The sequence below is a fragment of the Mucilaginibacter pineti genome (genome assembly GCF_900101875.1).
Classification (GTDB): Bacteria; Bacteroidota; Bacteroidia; order Sphingobacteriales; family Sphingobacteriaceae; genus Mucilaginibacter; species Mucilaginibacter pineti.
The window spans coordinates 332,478-348,774 of record NZ_FNAI01000003.1; the positions used below are offsets into that span (position 1 = coordinate 332,478).

Sequence of the window (16,297 nt, forward strand, 5' to 3'; positions counted from 1 at the left end):
TATGAATGTTATCTGTATGGAAGAAACTGCGTTTTACGAACTGATAGAAACGGTCGTAACGCGATTGCAGGAAAAGCAAGTCCAGGATAAGTTATGGATCTCTGGCGAGGAGGTAATGAAATTACTCCATATCAAAAGCAAAAGCACCTTGCAAAAATTACGAGATACCGGTGAAATAAGATATAGTCAATACGGCACAAGAATTATCCTTTACGAAAAAGCCTCAGCACTGGAATTTTTAGAACGCTATGCCTGTGAGACGTTCTGATCAATGAAAATTCCGTCCTCTATGAAAAGCCCCTTCCGTAGGTACAGCAGGTGCCGTTGAACGACCGTCATAATTGACCGGTTGGGTCGTTTCATCGCCACGGGCCAAGGTTTGTGGCAGGTCGGTTTCGGTCAAGCTGCGTAATAAAGCCGTCAGGTTAAAGCATTGGCGAACCACTAAGTGCGTAACACCGTTAGCAATTTGTAATTTACCTGATACCATCAGTAAGCGTGACTGGACGATCTCTTTGCGGTAGGTATCAAACAGTTTTTGCCAAACCACCAAGTTAGCCGACCCCGTTTCATCTTCCAACGTCATAAAGAGTACGCCTTTGGCTGTACCGGGGCGTTGGCGAACGGTGATCAGGCCAGCTAACCGCACAAAGTCTCCATCTTTGTATTTGGCTAAATCGCTAACGCGGACATTGTGCATCCGGGCCAATTGGGGACGTACCAAGCCCACCGGGTGATCTTTCAAAGATAAACCGGTCGAAATATAATCCTGTACCACATGCTCCCCACGCGTCATCGGCGGCAATTCCACTGTTGCCTCCAAAACAGTTTCGGAAACTTGCCCATCAAATAAACCGATAGGACGGTCAGCTAAAGCGGAAACTTCCCAAAGCGCCATGCGGCGATCAGCACCTAAAGATCGGAAAGCATCGCCATCGGCCAGTCTTTCGAGTGCTGCTTCGGGGACACCCGAAGCCCGGAGTTGGTCAATATGCTGGTAACCGTCATTACGCATAGCTACGAGTAATTCCATATCAGCTTCTTTTAAACCCTTGATCTGACGGAAGCCTAAACGAACCGCGTAATACTGATTCTTGTCTTCTAATGTGTTATCCCATTCAGAACAGTTAACGTCTACCTGCAAAACCTGCACACCGTGATTTTTTGCATCCTGTACGATCTGCGCGGGTTGGTAAAAACCCATCGGCTGACTATTCAATAAAGCTGCGCAAAACACATCGGGGTAATGGCATTTTAGCCAGGAGGATATATAAACCAGGAGCGCGAAAGAAGCGGCATGGCTCTCGGGGAAACCATAGCCCTCAAAACCCTGTAGCTGTTTAAAAATGCGTCTTGAGAAATCTTCTTCATAACCGCGTTCGAGCATACCTTCCACAAGTTTTTTTTCATACAAATGCAGCTTACCATTCGCTTTAAAAGAAGCCATGCTCCGGCGTAACTGGTCCGCTTCGGCGGGCGTAAAACCGCCGGCCACAATGGCAATTTCCATCGCTTGCTCCTGAAAAAGCGGTACACCGAGGGTACGGCTCAATATTTCTTCCAATTCGGGTTTGGGATATTCAGGTGTTTCTTCGCCATTGCGCCGCCTTAAGTAAGGATGCACCATATCACCCTGGATCGGGCCGGGTCTGACAATGGCCACCTCGATCACCAGGTCATAAAATTCACGTGGCTTCAGCCTTGGCAGCATAGACATCTGCGCCCTGCTTTCAATTTGAAATACGCCGATGGTATCCGCCGCGCAGATCATATCGTAAACTTTGGGGTCGTCCTGCGGGACATTGGCTAAGGTTAGCTTACGGTCATAATGTTTTAGCACCAGATCAAATGCCTTGCGGATCATGGTCAGCATGCCTAAGCCTAAAACGTCAACTTTCAGAATTTGCAGGTCTTCCAGATCATCTTTATTCCATTCGACCTGCGTCCGTTCTTCCATCCGCGCGTTGAGCACCGGGCAAAGGTCGGATAGTTTACCCTCGGTGATCACAAAGCCACCGGTATGCTGGCCTAATTGCCGCGGGAAACCCATCAGCTCGCAAGTAAGTTGCAACACTTTTAGGATCAACGGGTCTTTGGGGTTCAGTCCCTGGTCGCGCAACCGTTTTTCGTCAAAGCCTTCTTCCCAGAAATCCCAAATAGTCGCACCGATCCGCTTAATGGTATCTTCCGACAGTCCCATCGCTTTCCCCACATCACGAATAGCGCCTTTATGCCTTTCCTGGGTGACGGTGGCGACAATCGCCGCCCGGTCGCGCCCGTAATCATTATAGATAAACTGGATGATTTCCTCACGGCGCTCATGTTCAAAATCCACATCGATATCCGGCCACTCATCCCTTGCATCCGACATAAAGCGCGAAAATAATAACCGGGATTTACCCGGGTTAACCGCGGTGATACCTAAGCAAAAGCAAACCGTGGAGTTAGCCGCTGAACCGCGTCCCTGATGCAAAATGCCCAGTTCTTCCGCTTTTTGCGTATAGCGGTAAACCCGCAGGAAATACCAGGCGAGCCTGCGTTTTTCAATAAAAGCCAGTTCAAATTCGATCTGCTTGCGGTGCTTCTCTGGTACAGGGTCACCAAAGCGTTCTTTAGCGCCTGTCCAGGTTAGGTTGGTTAGCCGTTCTTGCGTGGTCAAGCTATCAACCAACACTTCTTCGGGTGTCAGATATTTCAACTCATCCAGTGAAAAGTGACAGGCATTGGAAATATAGTCTGCATTGTCCAGGGCCTGTGGGTACTGGCGAAATAGCCGGGCGATCTCTTCTTTTTCTTTCAGGTAGCGTTCCGCATTGGGGTGCAGTTTAAACCCTGCCGTATGTATCGTACATTTCTCACGGATACAAGTCAATATATCCTGCAACTCCCGCCGCGAAGCACAATGATAATGCACATCGCCTGTAGCGACTAAAGGCACACCAGTTCCAGCCAGCCGGAACATACGCTTGGCATCCTGGCCCTGGTAATTAAACGAAGCCGCTAAATATAGAGAGCGCCCAAATTTTCGCCGGTATTCCGCCAAACCGCTTAGAAAATGAGTATCCAATTCAAAGCGGCTATTTAATTTATCGGGTGGCACAGCTACGAACAAAATCCCCTTGCTATGTGTATAAACATCCGCTTTATAGAGTTCACATTTACCTTTCTCAGTCCGTAAATTTCCTTTTGTCAGTAAAGCCGAAAGCTGGCCATAAGCCGCGATATCTGTTGGGTAAGCCAGTAAGCTTGCACCATCCATCAGGTCCAGGCGACAGGCTGGAATAAATCGGATGCCGGCAGTTCTCGCCGCCATATGCGCCCTGACAATACCTGCCAGCGAATTCCGGTCAGTAATGGCAATTGCCGAATAGTTTAACGAGGCCGCGTGTTCTACCAACTCATACGGATGTGATCCGCCGCGTAGGAAACTGAAATTGGAGGTGACTTGTAGTTCGGCATATTGCATCAACCACAAAGTTACAACAAATTACTAAAAATATTAGTAATTCTATTTTCATTATTCTTCAATTTTGGGGTCAAACTCCCCAAGCTCAATTAATTTGTTGACATATTTTTCAGCTAGCTTATTTGATATATTAAGTTCTATTGCGATGGTTTTATGCTTATTATCGGTCCATGGTTCATTAGAGAGTAATTTTTTTACTTTCGCGAACATTTCATCAGAAAATTTATTCGGCGGATTATTCATTACTGTCCCTGCCTTAACATCATTTTGCCAATTGGTCAAAGTTCGGCTGAAACCTTCCATATTGTTCAACATATTAGCTTCATTGCTACCATTTTTATGATATCTGATTAATCGCCTGGCTATACCGGCACAAACACCTATGATGTTGCCATACATCGCATAATTTTTATCACTTAGGTCGTAGATTTTTAAAACTTCGAAACATTTTTTTTGGAGATCATAAAACGACCGATACAGCCTTAGCAAAGTTGGCCCATTTCCATAACGCGCCATATCTCCCTGAATGTAATGAACGATAAGATAACTTCTGATCACGGAACAAAAACCAAGCGTACTTTCTGATAGGTCACGTAATTCTTTGTTCTTAGGCGATTTTGTAGCCCGATCGATTTTTAAGCGCAATTCTGTTAACGAATGCTCGAAGCCGTCGATTCTTTCCTGTTGTTGGCTGGTGTAAACAAGTAATAATAAAGCGGATTGTCGTTCAGAGGCAAGTTTAGCAACAAACATGGAAACCAGTATCAAGCCTAATAAAACTTCCGAAGCCGCAAAAGTCCTTGCGAAGCCAACGGGCACATACTCTCCATAGCCCAAGGAAGTAAAGGTGACAACAGAAAAATATACAGCATCACCAAATTTAAGTGAAGCGGGATTACCATTACTAAAAATAACCCCTGCTTGAAGGTAGTATAAAGCAGAACCGAAAATTAATAGTAATATCAATACTACTATCAACCAAAACGGCGTTCGCTCAATCAATTTGCCGAAGCCTGTGATCAATTTTGCTTTTTCTTTAACAGGTCGCTGCTTTTTCGTAGGTGATTTTTTCAACTTATTTAAATGCACCTCGTAGCCGAATATATTGAATTTTGTCATGAAGGTTTGATCAATAGTCTAATTGTTGGATCTCAAAGTTACTGAACGTAAGCATCAAAATCAGAGTAATTCTTAGGAAAATTACTTAATAGAATGTAAAAAATGAATGCCTTATACTAAGCGAAATAACCATGTAAATACCACCGCGCGTCCCCGCCATCGTAATGCCCTGAACGAAATACCCAATAACGCTGCCCCTCGCTGTCCTCCACCACAAAATAATCCCGGTGTTCCCCGCCGTCTCGCCACCATTCCCGCCCGATGCGTTCCGGGCCATCCGCTTTAATAATGCTATGCCGTTTGCCTTTATAAATAAATGTTTTAGGCGGGTTATCCGGTACCAAAGCCATCACTTCAATAGCTTCAGGGTTATTTAGCAAACGGATAGGCCGCATTTGCTCCGGCCATGCGGTCTGTGGTTCTTCGGTTAGCGAAACGGCTATTTTTACCGAGCGTTCGGGCCAGTAATGTTCGGCAGGTAAATAGCGCTGGATGGCTTCGGCACCAACTTTTCCAGCTACACGATCCAATAATTCAGCCAGCGCGGTATCGGCTAAGCCCCGGTCGAGCGCCCAAATCTGTTCCTGCACCGTTTCCATATCTTCTACTTTGGCGGCTTCCAGGACAAATAGTTCGATACCCAAAGCCGGTTCGATCTTGGCGACCTGTAATTCAAATAGTTTGAACAGGTGCGATACACTATGCGAACCCCGGTTAGTGGTAATGCTTGCCTGTACGGTACGGCCATCAATGCGGATACATTTGAGTATAGCTTTACGCAAGCCTTTGCCTTCGGCCTGTAAGCGTAAACAAAGCGCGGAAAGTAAGTTTTCAATAGCGATCTCAATCGCCACTTTAGTACGTACCGGCTCCAGGCAAGGCAGGCGCTCCACATAAGGCACAGGTGGTACAATAGGCGTTAAAACTTCATTAATCTTGCCTAAGGCCTGGTCCAGCCGTGTCAATAAAGTCGTGCCAAATCGCCGCCGTAAAGTTGGTGCGGGCATAGATAGCAATGGCCCAATGGTTCGAAACCCCAACTTTTGCAGCCGTTCCAATATTTCAGGCTCCAACCTTAAAGCGGCCGGAGGTAAACTTGCTATGGCTTGTGACTGTTTTCCGATGGCAACAATAGGGGAAATTTTGGCAAACCTGGACACGGCCCAAGCCGCGCCGGGTGTGTCAGCAATTGCTGCCCTGGCGTCAAAACCGGCATTACGCAACTTTAACACAATTTCTTTGAGGTAGCCGCGCTCATCCGTCCATAAATGTGCGCAGCCGGAAATATCCAGGATTAAGCCATTAGGCAGGTCAATAGCAACAATGGGTGTATACCTCAGACACCATAGGCCCAATAAGCGTAATAGTTTCGCTGCTTTGCCTGGTGTATCATCAATAGCGACGAGTTCAGGAACTGCCGCCCGCGCATCGGCAGCCGCCATACCCGTAAAAGCACCCTGTTGCTCTGCCAATCGGCTGGAAGCGGTAATCACGATACGGTTCTTCACCGGCATCACCAATACAAATGGCAGCTCTTTCAATTGCGGCCGGCGGAGCGCCAAACCGTCCGTCAGCAAATGCCGGAACCAGATCGCCATAAATCGCTTTTGCATTGCTCACCCTACCTGCCTTTCTTCTATCATGACCGTTTCTTCCACTATCACAAAATGATCTTGCTGCCACTCCAACACCCAGGTACCTGTTTGCCCGTTACGCACTTTTAATAACTCAACCTGCCAGCGCAGGAAACCCAAACCAGGCAGGCCGTTCAAATCGGCACTGGGCAATGATCTGATTTGCCAGCGCGCCGCGCAAGCTGTTGAGTTTAATTGGGTATCGTTCCGCAAAACAAAACCGGTAACCCGGCTTTGTTCTACCGCTAACTGCAAACGCCGGGATTGTTTAAAATCCAATTCACCCACTTCGCAAATTACTGCCGTCAGGCCCACACATTTCAGGGCTTCTTCCATGACCCACAAGGCGTCCTTATCTTTAGTTAAACTGATAAAAATAACCTTATGCGGTAGTACGCCAAAGACGGTTAGTGCCGGTGCAAACAATCTACGTGACCTTCCGATCCAAACGCCTACGCCGCCTTGCTTCAATAGTGTCGAAAGTATCCCGGTCACAAAACCACCGCCTGCCGCCGCCTGTTCCGCAGAACCGCAAACCAATTCATGCACCGCCGCTACTGGGAAAACCCCATTTGGAAATGCCGCTTCAATCGACCCCAAACCTAAGGTATTACGCGCATCGCTGGCCGGTGGCCTATAGCCTTCCCATTGCAAAATATCCTTTTGCAACCGCTCGATCAGTTCTCTTTTCGCTTCAGCCATCATATTAAATTCGGGATTGTAAAGTTATACTAATATTTTTAGCATTTTATAGAAATAATTACAAAATATTTCCCACTTTTGTTTTTAATCATGAAAAAGACCATTAACTATCGCTTGACCGAGACTGAAAAGCAAAGCTTAAAAGCAAGAAAGATCAGTCATAAACTATTGCAGGATTACGCACCGGACGAGATCGCAACGGTGTTAAATGCATCGCCACAACGCGCTAAGGAATTGCAGGCTTTGGCTGAATTTCAAAGTATTCCTTCACTCGGTATCAATTTTGCCGAGGAATTGATCGGGCAGGGTTATTATTCACTGGAACAATTAAAAGGCAAGTCAGCGGTAGAACTGTTTGACGCTTTTGAGCGGCATTGCGGGGCCTGGGCCGATCCATGTGTGGAAGATTCTTACCGTTTATTGGTGCATTATATTGCGCATAAGGACGAAAGTAAACGCTGGTGGGATTTTACGGCGGAACGGAAAGCCTATCGCAAGGAATTTGGTTTCCCGGCTGACCGGCCGGTCAAACCCTGGCACGAGTTACCCCAATATCAAAAATGATGCGCAGTTGAGTTTTTTCGCTGAAGCGGTTCAGAGCAGGGGATTATCGAAAGAATTATTCCTGATGCTTTAAAGGATGTTCATTCGTTGAAAGATATTTTGACAAATTAGGCACTCAAAGCACATCATCATTATTTATACCCTTTTTCCTGGAAACTTTTTCGGTAAGTTTCCCAAAATTCCAAATAATACCCAACCTTAAATTCCTAGCCTGAAATGAGTTTAAATTTTCAGAATGAAAGTTGGGATCACTTTGTACCGTTTTTACCGTTACATAGTTTGAAAAAAACCGGGCCGCGGCTATTGTTAGAACCAGTTTGTCTTTAAAAAACTTATACGAGGGCGTAATATTATAAAACCATTGACTCGATGTATAACCCTGTAGGCCAATGGGCGGTTTGAAATTTCCAAAGAAGGTAGAAATAGTAAACTTTTTATTTACTTGCAGGGTATTTGAGATACCGAATGAACCCGACAGGCCGTTATTTTGCAACATAGTATTTGAAATATTTTGCAAGTTCGTATACTGTAAATTGGAATTCATAACCAGGTTCCAGGCTTTACTCATGCTGATAGTGATGTTCCCATTTAAACTTAATTGTGCTTCTCTGCTCCGGTTTTTTGCTAACGACCAGCAAAATACCATCAATGTTGCGCTTAACTGCGACCAGGAATGGGGCGTGGAGTTTGCCGCATCTGTATTATTGTATATGGCTAATAATCCTTATGTATATAATCGCGCTTTCTTCCATAAATACATTAGCCTCATCCCGGCCTCCATTATTCATCAGCTTGAAAAAATAGCGCCCGGAGATGCCAACCTGCAAAATGCTTGGGAGAAGAGCAAGCATCATCTTATCAAATTACTGGGCTTAAAGCAACAAACGCTTAAAGCATTTAACGCATAAAATACCTTAACATGTCACAGCTATTACGTCAGCATGCAGAGCAATTATTTGCACACGAACTGGAAGAACTAAAGAAACAGGATAATGACAAACGTCCGGCCAATTGGGTACTTTCGCCGCAATCGGTAGTTACTTACCTGGTGGGCGGCAAACTTAAAAACGGGTTTGAGGTATCCCCTAAATACATTGGCAACCGCCGCCTTATCGAAATAGCTGTGGCAACGCTCACTACCGATCGTGCTTTGCTGTTATATGGTTTACCGGGAACCGCTAAAAGTTGGGTAAGCGAACACCTGGCGGCCGGCGTAAGCGGAGATTCTACGTTGATCATCCAGGGAACAGCGGGTACCAGCGAGGAATCGGTGCGGTATGGCTGGAATTATGCACGGCTGATAGCAGAGGGGCCTTCGGCAGGCGCGTTGGTAGAAACCCCGGTTATGCGGGCCATGAAGCATGGCAAGATTGTAAGACTGGAAGAATTGACACGTATCGGCGCTGATGTGCAAGACACGCTAATCACTATCCTATCTGAAAAAACATTGCCGGTACCCGAACTAAATATCGAAGTGCAGGCCATCAAAGGATTTAACATCATAGCCACGGCCAATAACCGCGATAAGGGCGTAAATGAATTATCCAGCGCTTTAAAACGCCGTTTTAACACGGTGATATTGCCTTTACCCGAATCTATTGAGGAGGAGATAGACATCGTACGCCGCCGGGTAGAAAGTTTCGAAAAGGTGATGGAACTCCCGGCCGAACCACCGGCATTACAGGAGATCCGGCGTATCGTGACCATCTTCCGTGAACTGCGCAGTGGGGTAACTTTGGATGGCAAAACCAAGATCAAAATTCCTACAGGTACACTAAGCACCGCCGAAGCTATTTCGGTTGTGAACAGTGGTTTATCCATGGCCGCTTACTTTGGCGATGGGACTTTGAAAGCAGCAGACCTTGCAGCCAGTATCATCGGTTCGGTGATCAAGGACCCGGTACAGGATAAGCTGGTGTGGCAGGAATATCTGGAAACAGTTGTTAAGCCCAGGAATGACTGGAGCGATATTTACCGTGCCTGCCGCGACTTATAATATTTAGTAATTACCAATGGGTATCAATATATTAGGTATACGTCACCACGGCCCCGGCTCGGCAAGAAATGTACAAGCATTCCTGGAATCGGTTAGGCCGGATATTGTTCTGGTGGAAGGTCCGCCGGAGGCCGATGGCATGCTGCAATGGGTAGGTAATGAAGGTTTAAAACCTCCCGTTGCTTTACTTTGTTATCAGCCGGATGATCCGCAAAGATCGGTGTTTTATCCCTTTGCAGATTTTTCGCCCGAGTGGCAGGCTATCCTGTATGCCCGCAAGCAAAATATTCATGTGCGTTTTATGGATCTGCCAGCTGGCAACCAAATGCTCATAGAGAAAGAACAGCGTGAACTAAAAGAAGAAGATATTCCGGTTAATCCCGACACGATAAATCTGGAAGCACAGTCTTATGAAGGATCGTATAAAAGACCTATCAGCTATCTTTCTGACGCTGCAGGTTTTGCCGATGATGAAAAATGGTGGGAACACACCTTTGAATATCGGCTGAATAATGACGAGGTATTTGATGCGGTAGCCGAAGCCATGCAGGCGCTGCGTGAAAGCTTGCCGCAAAAGGATAAAAAGCTGGAACAATTGCGCGAGGCCTATATGCGCCGCTCCATCCGGCAGGCCAAAAAAGAGATGTTCCATACCATAGCGGTGATCTGCGGTGCGTGGCATGTACCTGCCCTGCAAAATAAGGCGTCGCAAAAAGATGATAATGAATTACTTAAAGGCCTGCCCAAAGTAAAAACCGAATGCACCTGGATCCCATGGACATTTAACCGCTTAAGTTTTTACAGCGGGTATGGCGCCGGTATCAATTCACCGGGATGGTATAACCATGTATGGAACCATCCGCAGGATGATGGCACCTTGTGGATGGCCCATGTGGCTCAATTGTTCCGCAAGCAGCAAATGGATACTTCGGTCGCGCATATTATAGAGGCGGTGCGTTTGGCCGGATCATTGGCTTCGTTACGTGGCCTGCCTAAGGTGGGATTAGAAGAATTGAATGAAGCAACGTTGAGCGTATTATGCAACGGAGAGAGTATCCTGCTGAAACTGGTACATGACGAGTTAATCGTTGGGCACCAAATAGGCGAGGTGCCTTTAGAAATACCAAAACCTCCGCTGCAGCTGGATATTGAAAAACTACAAAAAAGACTAAGGCTACCCGCCACTGCCGATTTTAAAGATTACACGCTTGATTTGCGCAAAGATACGGACCTGGAACGGAGCGTTTTCCTGCACCGGATTACCCTACTGGGTATTCCATGGGGCCGGCAGCAATATGTTGCCGGTAAGGGAACTTTTAAAGAGCAATGGCGCCTGCAATGGGACCCGGGCTATGCTGTTGAAATTATTGAGCGTGGTAATTTAGGGAATACGGTTTTAGAGGCTGCGGTTAATAGCGTATTAAACCAGGCTAAGGTTGCAACAGACCTGAAGCTGATCAGCGACTTGCTGGAGAAAAGCATCCCGGCTGAACTGCCCGAAGCGATACAGGTGCTTATCAATCACCTAAACAATTTAGCAGCCGCTTCTGCAGATGTTATTGAGTTGATGGAGGTGGTGCCTGGATTAATCACTGTGGCCCGCTACGGCAATGTGCGTAAAACAGATGCCACGGTGGTATTAAACATTATCAGCAGCATCATTACCCGTATCTGCATCAGTTTGCCCAATGCCTGTGTAGCTATTGATGATGATGCCGCTCAGCAATTGCTTGGCCTGTTCTATAAACTGAACGACGGTATTAATCTATTGCAGGAACCCGAAACAACATCAGGCTGGCAGCAAACCTTGCAGGTAATTGCGGGGAATAAAAATACATCGCCGGTAATAAGTGGTTACAGTACACGCTTGTTAAACGATAGTAAGTTGCTAACAGGCGATCAATTGATGCAATACTTTGGCTATGCGATGTCGGCAGCAACCGCGCCAGTTATATCGGCAGCCTGGCTGGAAGGATTTTTAAAAGGCAGCGGCACTTTATTATTGCTTGACCAGGACTTGTGGCAGGTAATTGATAACTGGGTTTCAGGTTTAACTGACGATACGTTTATGCAGGTGCTGCCATTACTGCGCCGTACATTTGCCAATTTTTCAAGCCCGGAACGCAGGAAGTTAGGAGAAAAAGTGCGTACCGGAGGGGCTTCCGGGCAACAGCACACTACGGTAATTGCAAATTTTGATAACGAACGGGGTAAAAAAGGACTCCCGGTAATGATGAAGCTATTAGGTTTAAACAAGTATCAAATTGATCCAAATGGAAATTGAACCACAGCACCTGCGTAAATGGCGGTTGATCCTGGGTGGTCATCAACAGGAAGGAACGCAGTTTAATTTAGACGAAGCCGCCCTCAAGGTTGACCATACACTTGAAGCTTTGTATGACAGTAATAAAAGCGGTGGCCTGGGCGCATCCTCGCCAAATGTAAGCAGGTGGCTGGGCGATATCCGTACATTTTTTCCGGCCAGCGTGGTACAGGTGATGCAGCAGGATGCGCTGAAACGGCTGAACTTAACCCAGATGCTTTTTGAAAAAGAAATGTTGGAAAATATTGAACCGGACGTTCACCTGGTGGCTACCTTAATGACCTTAAGCAGGGTGATTCCTGATAAAACCAAAGACACGGCCCGGCAGGTAGTGCGTAAAGTAGTTGATGAACTGATCAAAAAGCTGGCCGAACCTACCCGTCAGGCCATCACCGGCAGCCTGAACAGGAGTATCCGGAACACACGGCCCCGCCACAGCGAAATTAACTGGGGCGCTACCATTCTTAAAAACCTGAAGCACTACCAGCCCGAATATCAGACTATTATTCCTGAAAGCAGGGTGGGCTACGGTCGCAGGCGATCATCTTTAAAAGACGTGATCCTTTGCCTTGATCAAAGCGGTTCGATGGGGTCGTCTGTGGTTTACTCAGGTATATTTGGCAGTGTGATGGCTTCCATCCCGGCTATAAAAACAAAAATGGTGGTGTTTGACACAGCCGTTGCCGATCTGACAGAAGAACTGACCGATCCTGTGGAATTGCTTTTCGGCGTGCAGCTTGGCGGCGGTACCGACATTAACGCGGCTTTAACTTATTGCCAGCAAATAGTGACCAAGCCGGCCGATACGGTGCTGGTGCTGATCACAGATCTGTATGAAGGCGGCAATGTTAATGAGATGCGTCGCCGCGCGGTTGAACTGGTAGCCGCAGGTGTGCAGCTTATCGTACTTTTAGCCCTCAACGACGACGGAGCGCCCTCATATGATCACCGTAATGCCCAGTTCCTGGCCGATCTGGGTGTGCCTGTTTTTGCTTGTACGCCTGATAAATTTCCGGAGCTGATGGCCGCCGCATTAACTAAACAGGATATTGGTTTGTGGGCTGCCAGGGAGGAATTGATTGTAAAGGCCTGATGAAGATTAATTTGGTTTGGCTCATTTACTAAAACAGCGCTGGTAAAAGCCTCTAACGTTATTACTTGTTCTGTAATAACAAGTTAAAGTAAGGGTATGATGATACAAAGCCTTGAGGTAATCGCCGGCTTTGTATCTCAATTATTAATTAAAATCTGTTGAAAAGGTAACTTCTTTATAAGCTTCCATGCCTTCCTGGAGCATTTGAATTTTATAATTTGCATACTGGTAGGCATCAGACCCCAAAAGCAACCGTAGCGGAGGTTCAGCAAGTGCGGCTGTGCTTATAATTACATCGGCGGCCTTTTCGGGATCGCCCGCCTGATTACCGGGAATATCTTTTTCATGTTTACGTTTGATCTCTACAATTTCTGTATAAGCGGCGATTGGCTTTACCGGGACTTTAATCGATCCGTTATTTAAAAAGTTTGTACGGAAATATCCGGGTTCGATGATAGTTACATGAATCCCAAATGGTTTAACTTCCTGTGCAAGCGCCTCCGATAAACCTTCAACGGCAAATTTTGTGGCACAATAAATACCCCATCCGGCCCCAGCAATCAATCCGAATACCGATGATAGATTAAAGATATGCCCTGAGCCTTGTTTTCGCATGTGCGGCAGTACTGCACGGGTTATATTCAGTAAGCCGAAAACATTGACATCAAAGTTTGCCTTAACTTCCTCATCTGAGGATTCTTCAACGCCTCCCAGCAAACCGTAGCCTGCATTGTTAACCAGGTAGTCGATTTTGCCAAATTTGGCGATAGTTTGTGCTACTGAATCGGCAATATTTTCTTCATTCTGAAGATCTACCTGGAGTGCCAGAAAATTATCCGGATTTGTTCCGATGGCCAATTTAAGTGTTTCCAGGTTGCGGGCTGTGGCTGCAACGTTGTCGCCTTTTACGAGTGCTTTTTTAACAAGGTCAAGGCCTATGCCCTGGGAGGTTCCGGTAATGAACCAGGTTTTTTTATTGCTCATTTTTTTAATGTTTTGTTGAGTTTGTCCTGATTCAAAAGCTATGCCTTTATTTAACTTATTGTTTATTAGCTATTTGTGTTAGTTTATTCAAATTATATATTGCCGTATATCGTATTTTAGTAATGATTCAGCGATATAAAGTTGCTATGAAATGTTTGACGAGCCAGATTTTGGTTTTTCAGTTTTAAAGGATAAGCTGATTGATACGCCGTTCATATTATTTATTTCCAGCTTGCCACCTAACTGCTTACTCAACCCCTTCATGAGGTTGATACCGAGGGATCGTATTTTTTCAAAGTCAAAATCTACCGGCAAGCCTTTGCCATAATCAGTAATTGTTAATGCGTTCAGCTTGTTTTCCTTTTGAATAAGCTCAATTTTAATTACCCCGGTTTCATTATCGCTGTAAGCATATTTGATAGCATTGGTGATGGCCTCGTTAAAGATTAACCCCAACGGTACGGCTTGTGCAACATCCAGTTCAATATTGTCTACCCGTTTTTCAAAATGTATCCTGTTATCCAAGTCGAAACTATCTTTCAGGTAGCTGATCTGTTCTTCTATATAGTCTGGCATGTTGATCAGGTCCAAACTTGCGGATTGATAAAGCTTCTGATGGATGAGCGCGATAGAGTGCATCCGGTTCTCGCTGTTCCGAATGGCTTCCAGCGCTTCTTTGTTGTTGATGTATGCCGACTGGCGTTGCAGCAACCCCATAACTATTTGTAAGTTGTTTTTTACCCGGTGATGGATTTCCTTGATAAGCCATTCCTTATCCTCCAGTAAAACATCTTTTTCGAGGATCACCTGGTTGAGGGAGTTGTTAACCCGCTGTTTAGATCTATAGTTTTTATAAAGAAACGCCATGGAAAGTATCACTAACACAATTCCAGCAAAGGTTAAATTGCGGGCGTTGTTGGCATGTAATGCCGTTTCGCGTTGTAACAGTGCATCCTTTTTATACAAATTAATGTCCTTTTCCTTCTGATCTATTTTGTATTTTATTTGAAGCTCAGCTATCTGTTTGTTCCTGGATACACTGAATAATGAATCGCTGATCGTTTTATATATTCGTAAATGGTTCAGGGATGAGCGAAAATTACCTTTGGCCGAATCTACTTTATACAAAAGCAACTGAATGCTCATGTTATCAGAAGCCAATAGGCCTTCATCTAATAATCCGGGTAAATAGGTGCCGGCCTTTATGAATTTTTTTTGCCCTGCATAAAATTTCGCTATATCAAGCTTTGCAAAGGCATTAAACATTTTTTGGTCAAGTGAAGGCGACATTAGCCGTATCATGTCGAGATAACTTTTCTCAGCAAGGGGTATTTCATTTTTGGCCTCGTAACAATAACCTTTAATTTCGGCAACAATACCTTTTATAAAATCGGTTTGTGGCGGGTGTCTTTTTTCGGCGCTATTTATTTCATTTAGCGCTTCGTTTAATTTGTTTTCCTTTATTAATTCCCGCACAACAAATCCAACAGTCCTGAAAATAGCGATCTGGGGGTAGTTGGGAATTTGCTCACGAAGTTTTATTGTTTTTCTGTACCAGATTACGCTGTTTTCTGCTTGTCCAAGTTCCTGGTATACCTGCGCCAGTTCACCGTAATAAACTTCCCGGTTTATAGTATCAGCAGATTTCTCCATGCGTTCAATACCCTTTAAAATATAAGGCAATGAAATATTATAATTACCCCGATAGCGGTTGGTGGCTGACAGCACTAAATAAGCTCCTTCAACCCCGGCATACCTGGAAAACTGATATTTTTTTATCACACTCATGCATTGTGCTTGACTTGAATCGATATAGCCTATCGCAAAATATTCATCGGCAAGAGCGCAACGGGCATTTATTTCATCCTGATGTTCTTTTAATTGATCAAACAGCAGGATGGCGTTTTTTAAACACCTGGTACTGGTTTTCGCGACTACGGTTGTGGGTGAAGATGTGCCCTTTTCATAGTAAAGTAAGCACATCGCAAGTTTTAACCAGCTTCGCGCTTCTAATAAATATTGCTTTTTTATATGATAATCCTTTATAGCGGTTTCAAAAAGCTGCTTGCCGCGTTCCGTGTCATTTAGCCCGATATATACCCTTCCCAGGTTTTTTCGGCAGGTATTAATGGAATAGTTACCGCCAATTAAATTTAGCCGTGTGCTTAGTTCAAACGCTTCTTTAACATAAGTTAAAGCGGTGTCAAGGTAATGATCTGTTGGTGTTGCCTTATAGTAGAAGGCAACACCAATAGTCGACAATAACCTTAAGCGTGTAGTATCAGCAATATTTCTTTTTAATAAGGCAATATCCCGCTTTAATTCCTGCTCTTTAATTGTTTGGCTAAAGCAGGGAAATATCGAAAAGCTAAGTATCAGTAACAGGAATAAACCTTTGCGCATATTTGCTGTATTA

General features: G+C 45.2%; 13 protein-coding genes. 6 read left to right on the plus strand and 7 right to left on the minus strand.

What is annotated here, in order from left to right; all coding sequences use genetic code 11:
* The first annotated feature begins 1 nt into the window (after position 1).
* Positions 2–268 carry a helix-turn-helix domain-containing protein gene (locus BLS59_RS09675; RefSeq protein WP_091148355.1) on the plus strand — a complete coding sequence of 89 codons (267 nt, stop codon included), beginning with the start codon at positions 2–4 and terminating at the stop codon, positions 266–268.
* Here BLS59_RS09675 and BLS59_RS09680 read toward each other — a convergent pair whose 3' ends face one another.
* The 4 genes from BLS59_RS09680 to BLS59_RS09695 form a co-directional block, all read right to left on the minus strand.
* The gene (locus tag BLS59_RS09680) at positions 269–3,466 is read right to left on the minus strand and encodes an error-prone DNA polymerase (protein WP_091148356.1); all 3,198 of its coding nucleotides are present in this window, start codon (positions 3,464–3,466) and stop codon (positions 269–271) included. It lies immediately after the preceding gene.
* Positions 3,467–3,517: 51 nt separating this feature from the next.
* Positions 3,518–4,585, minus strand: a complete 1,068-nt coding sequence (locus BLS59_RS09685; RefSeq protein WP_091148357.1) for a potassium channel family protein — start codon at positions 4,583–4,585, stop codon at positions 3,518–3,520.
* 116 nt (positions 4,586–4,701) lie between these two features.
* Positions 4,702–6,198, minus strand: a complete 1,497-nt coding sequence (locus tag BLS59_RS09690; RefSeq protein ID WP_091148358.1) for a Y-family DNA polymerase — start codon at positions 6,196–6,198, stop codon at positions 4,702–4,704.
* 3 nt (positions 6,199–6,201) lie between these two features.
* Positions 6,202–6,924 carry an ImuA family protein gene (locus tag BLS59_RS09695; RefSeq protein ID WP_240315203.1) on the minus strand — a complete coding sequence of 241 codons (723 nt, stop codon included), beginning with the start codon at positions 6,922–6,924 and terminating at the stop codon, positions 6,202–6,204.
* 87 nt (positions 6,925–7,011) lie between these two features.
* Here BLS59_RS09695 and BLS59_RS09700 point away from each other — a divergent pair, with 87 nt between their 5' ends.
* A complete protein-coding gene (locus BLS59_RS09700; protein WP_091148360.1) occupies positions 7,012–7,485 on the plus strand; it encodes a helix-hairpin-helix domain-containing protein in 474 nt (157 codons plus the stop codon).
* Positions 7,486–7,600: 115 nt separating this feature from the next.
* Here BLS59_RS09700 and BLS59_RS09705 read toward each other — a convergent pair whose 3' ends face one another.
* Entirely contained in the window at positions 7,601–8,131 is a 531-nt protein-coding gene (locus tag BLS59_RS09705) for an outer membrane beta-barrel protein (protein ID WP_091148362.1), read from the minus strand.
* Between BLS59_RS09705 and BLS59_RS31565 the strand changes: the two genes are divergently transcribed.
* The 4 genes from BLS59_RS31565 to BLS59_RS09725 are packed head-to-tail and all read left to right on the plus strand — an operon-like array spanning position 8,019 to position 12,897.
* Entirely contained in the window at positions 8,019–8,393 is a 375-nt protein-coding gene (locus tag BLS59_RS31565; RefSeq protein WP_162842584.1) for a hypothetical protein, read from the plus strand. The two genes, BLS59_RS09705 and BLS59_RS31565, sit on opposite strands and share 113 nt — an antisense overlap.
* A gap of 11 nt (positions 8,394–8,404) precedes the next feature.
* Positions 8,405–9,481: an ATP-binding protein gene (locus BLS59_RS09715; RefSeq protein ID WP_091148367.1), complete on the plus strand. Its 1,077-nt coding sequence runs from the start codon at positions 8,405–8,407 to the stop codon at positions 9,479–9,481.
* 16 nt (positions 9,482–9,497) lie between these two features.
* Complete coding sequence (locus tag BLS59_RS09720; protein WP_091148370.1) at positions 9,498–11,765, plus strand: DUF5682 family protein; 2,268 nt, start codon at positions 9,498–9,500, stop codon at positions 11,763–11,765.
* Positions 11,755–12,897, plus strand: coding sequence for a VWA domain-containing protein (locus BLS59_RS09725; RefSeq protein WP_091148375.1), 1,143 nt, complete (start codon positions 11,755–11,757; stop codon positions 12,895–12,897). The genes BLS59_RS09720 and BLS59_RS09725 overlap by 11 nt, the downstream gene beginning before the upstream one ends.
* A 144-nt stretch (positions 12,898–13,041) precedes the next feature.
* Here the strand turns inward: BLS59_RS09725 and BLS59_RS09730 are convergent, their stop codons facing one another.
* Both BLS59_RS09730 and BLS59_RS09735 read right to left on the minus strand, forming a co-directional pair.
* Positions 13,042–13,881, minus strand: coding sequence for an oxidoreductase (locus BLS59_RS09730; RefSeq protein ID WP_091148380.1), 840 nt, complete (start codon positions 13,879–13,881; stop codon positions 13,042–13,044).
* A 144-nt stretch (positions 13,882–14,025) separates the two neighbouring features.
* Positions 14,026–16,284 carry a tetratricopeptide repeat-containing sensor histidine kinase gene (locus BLS59_RS09735; protein WP_091148381.1) on the minus strand — a complete coding sequence of 753 codons (2,259 nt, stop codon included), beginning with the start codon at positions 16,282–16,284 and terminating at the stop codon, positions 14,026–14,028.
* Positions 16,285–16,297: the final 13 nt, after the last annotated feature.

Bases quoted from the DNA above. Each gene is read 5' to 3' on its own strand.
- BLS59_RS09675 (WP_091148355.1), top strand. From the start codon at position 2: ATGAATGTTATCTGTATGGAAGAAACTGCGTTTTACGAACTGATAGAA.
- BLS59_RS09680 (WP_091148356.1), bottom strand. From the start codon at position 3,466: ATGCAATATGCCGAACTACAAGTCACCTCCAATTTCAGTTTCCTACGC.
- BLS59_RS09685 (WP_091148357.1), bottom strand. From the start codon at position 4,585: ATGACAAAATTCAATATATTCGGCTACGAGGTGCATTTAAATAAGTTG.
- BLS59_RS09690 (WP_091148358.1), bottom strand. From the start codon at position 6,198: ATGCAAAAGCGATTTATGGCGATCTGGTTCCGGCATTTGCTGACGGAC.
- BLS59_RS09695 (WP_240315203.1), bottom strand. From the start codon at position 6,924: ATGATGGCTGAAGCGAAAAGAGAACTGATCGAGCGGTTGCAAAAGGAT.
- BLS59_RS09700 (WP_091148360.1), top strand. From the start codon at position 7,012: ATGAAAAAGACCATTAACTATCGCTTGACCGAGACTGAAAAGCAAAGC.
- BLS59_RS09705 (WP_091148362.1), bottom strand. From the start codon at position 8,131: ATGGTATTTTGCTGGTCGTTAGCAAAAAACCGGAGCAGAGAAGCACAA.
- BLS59_RS09715 (WP_091148367.1), top strand. From the start codon at position 8,405: ATGTCACAGCTATTACGTCAGCATGCAGAGCAATTATTTGCACACGAA.
- BLS59_RS09720 (WP_091148370.1), top strand. From the start codon at position 9,498: ATGGGTATCAATATATTAGGTATACGTCACCACGGCCCCGGCTCGGCA.
- BLS59_RS09725 (WP_091148375.1), top strand. From the start codon at position 11,755: ATGGAAATTGAACCACAGCACCTGCGTAAATGGCGGTTGATCCTGGGT.
- BLS59_RS09730 (WP_091148380.1), bottom strand. From the start codon at position 13,881: ATGAGCAATAAAAAAACCTGGTTCATTACCGGAACCTCCCAGGGCATA.
- BLS59_RS09735 (WP_091148381.1), bottom strand. From the start codon at position 16,284: ATGCGCAAAGGTTTATTCCTGTTACTGATACTTAGCTTTTCGATATTT.